Consider the following 2,806-nt stretch of genomic DNA (forward strand, 5'->3'; position numbering starts at 1 on the left):
CTGGGAACGGGAGATACGATTTCGGCGTTGGTTGAGCGTTTTCCAGACTTGAGTTTTCAAAGCGTCATTGACGCGGAAGGAAACATCGTGGCACCCCTATTAGGGAAAATATCTGTACTGGGTCTGACTCTGGAAGAAGCCCAGGAAAAAATTCGCTTGGGATTAAACCGCTTTGTCATCGATCCCGCCGTCACTGTAACGCTGGCAGGTCAACGTGCAGCCCAAGTTACTATCAGTGGCGAAGTCGTTAGACCTGGTTTCTACACCCTGGCTCCTGGCGCTCAACTTTCTGCGGCATTGCTAATCGCTGGCGGCAGCACTAATCTCGGAGATCTGCGATCGGTTTTGGTGCGTCGCGCCCGGATCGATGGCTCGACAATTGAGCAACGGGTTGATTTGTTTACGCCGCTGCTAAATGGACAGTCACTCCCCAATTTACGCTTACAAGATGGCGATGCAGTAGTCATCCCGAAGCTAGAAGTTGCCACAGAGCAAAACTACGATCGCTCGCTAGTTTCTCGTTCTACTGTGTCTCAGCAGCAGATCAATATCCGAGTTTTGAGCTACGCTGGTGGGGGAATTGGTAGTATTAGCTTGCCCAACGGTAGTACATTTGTTGATGCTTTAAGCGCGATTGGTCCTAGTCCAGATACTTCTAACCTGCGAAATATCGCCCTGATTCGATTCGATCCCGAACGCGGCAAAGCAGTGACTCAGAAAATAGACGGGAAAGCAGCGCTACTGGGAAACATTGCTCAAAATGTCCCCCTAAGGAATAACGATGTCATTGTGGTGGGTCGTAACTTGGTTGGTAAGATCACTTATGCCTTGAGTACTTTTACTCAACCCTTTCGGGATATTTTGGGATTTCTACTATTTTTTGACCAGCTAAGAGAAAGTGCTACCGATCTGTTTGGTCCAACGACTGATAGTAACAATAACTCCGACTAGAGAAGCTGGTAATAAATGCTACCTGAAACCAAAAATATCTAAGAAAATAAATGTTAGAAAATATCGAGCCAAAGCAGCAAAATAAGAAAAATATTTAGCGTGAACTTTTGATTTCTACTTGTTTCTACTCCTGATTTCCTCATTAGCCCCTAGGCCCAAAAACGACCATGACTCCTCCTATTGTTAAGCGTTATCTGATCGCCCTAGATCAACATAAATGGATTGGATTAGCTGGTTTTACTATCATTGTCGGTGCGTCAGCCGTCATGGGTATACAACCAGCACCAGCTCCTGTTTTCAAGGCCACAGGGGTGCTGGCTTATAACGGGCCGATTGCACCATTTTCAACGACGACGCAAGCGATTCAAAAGCAGGGTCAAGAGCTGAATGAGGATACGCTGCTAGCAGAGAATGTGGTCAAAGCAGCAGCAACGCGGGTGAAAGCAGACACAGCACAAATTGCTAAAAATGCGAAAGTAAAGCTGCCGGAGGAGGACGGACCGAAGGTTATTCAAGTTTCCTACAGCGATAGCGACCCGAAGCGAGCGAGTGCCACCTTGGAAGCGCTAATGCAGGGAATGGTGGAACAGAGTCGTTTGATTAACAGCTCCCGGCTACGAGCGATTATTGACTCTATCAGTGCCCGGTTATCTCCTGCTGAGATGCAACTTAAAGAGGCGCAACAGAGACTAGAGCAGTATATTCGCCAGGAGGGACCCGCACTGGTTGCCGCTCAGGATGGGAGGACACTGGGTGCAATTTCTGGCAGCCAAGAGCAGCAACGTCAGATTCAGATGACTTTGGAGGGAATTGACACTCAAATTCGCAGTCTACAAAACAAGTTGGGTTTGACGGCGGCTGAAGCTTACACGTCTTCTGCCTTGAGTGCTGACCCAATTATTAACAGCTTGCGATCGCAAATTCATCAAACTGAAACCCAGCTGCAAATTCTCAGCCGGGATTTGCGGCAAGAGCATCCTCAAATCATTCAGCTGAAAAAACAGCTAACAGCCTACAACGAACTGCTATCGTCGCGAGCATCGGAGGTAATGGGTGGAGGCGGTGTAGCAGCGCCCTTGCCCCCCAGCCAAATTCGCAGAGACAGCAGCCTCGACCCCACGCGGCAAGGTATGGCAAACACGCTGGTAGCTTTACAAACCCAGCGCGAAACCCTGCAACAGCAACTACAGGCTAGTCGCAAAACCGAGCAGCAACTCCGTGCTGAATATGTAAAAATCCCCAATAAACAGCTGGATCAAGCCCGACTACAACAGCAGGTTCAGCTCAAACAAGGTCTGTACGATAAGATGCAGGCGGCATTAGTAGATGCCAAAGCAGCAGAAGCCGAGACGGTCAGCAGTCTTACCATTGCTCAACCGCCACAAGTTGCCGCTAGCGAGCAGAAGAGTCAAAGCTTACCGTTAACGGTAGCTGTGGGAGCTTTGGTCGGAGTATTAGTGGGTGGCGGATTGATTTTCCTGTTAGCGATGCTGGATGGCACGTTCTACACGGTCGAGGAAGTGCGGGCAGCACTACGACAACGGGATGTGCTGGTGCTGGGTGAAGTGCCTTTCGTTGTCCTCCAAGATCCGCAATTGGGCGAAACGCCGGTTCTGCTCCAACAGGATTCTGTTTATCACGAGTATTACGAGCGCTTCCGCAGCAATCTGCGGCGAGCCAGCGAGCAACCCTTGAAAGTAGTGTTATTGACCAGCACGATTAGCCAAGAGGGTAAGACAGTTAATGCTTATAACCTTGGAATCGCATCGGCTTGTGCTGGCAAGCGCACTCTAGTGATAGAAACTGATTTGCGATCGCCTTCTGAGTCCAAATTCCTGAAAGTCTCTCCCGATCC

2 protein-coding genes are annotated in these 2,806 nt (G+C 49.4%); both read left to right on the plus strand.

Features of this window, described 5'->3' with window-relative positions; genetic code table 11:
- Positions 1-951: polysaccharide biosynthesis/export family protein (locus H6F50_RS04610; RefSeq protein WP_190426811.1), on the plus strand; the 951-nt coding region annotated here is incomplete at its 5' end.
- Between the two features lie 167 nt (positions 952-1,118).
- The coding region (locus H6F50_RS04615; RefSeq protein ID WP_190426814.1) for a lipopolysaccharide biosynthesis at positions 1,119-2,806 on the plus strand (1,688 nt) is incomplete at its 3' end.

Origin of the sequence: Coleofasciculus sp. FACHB-712, from assembly GCF_014695635.1 — a bacterium.
Classification (GTDB): Bacteria; Cyanobacteriota; Cyanobacteriia; order Cyanobacteriales; family FACHB-T130; genus FACHB-T130.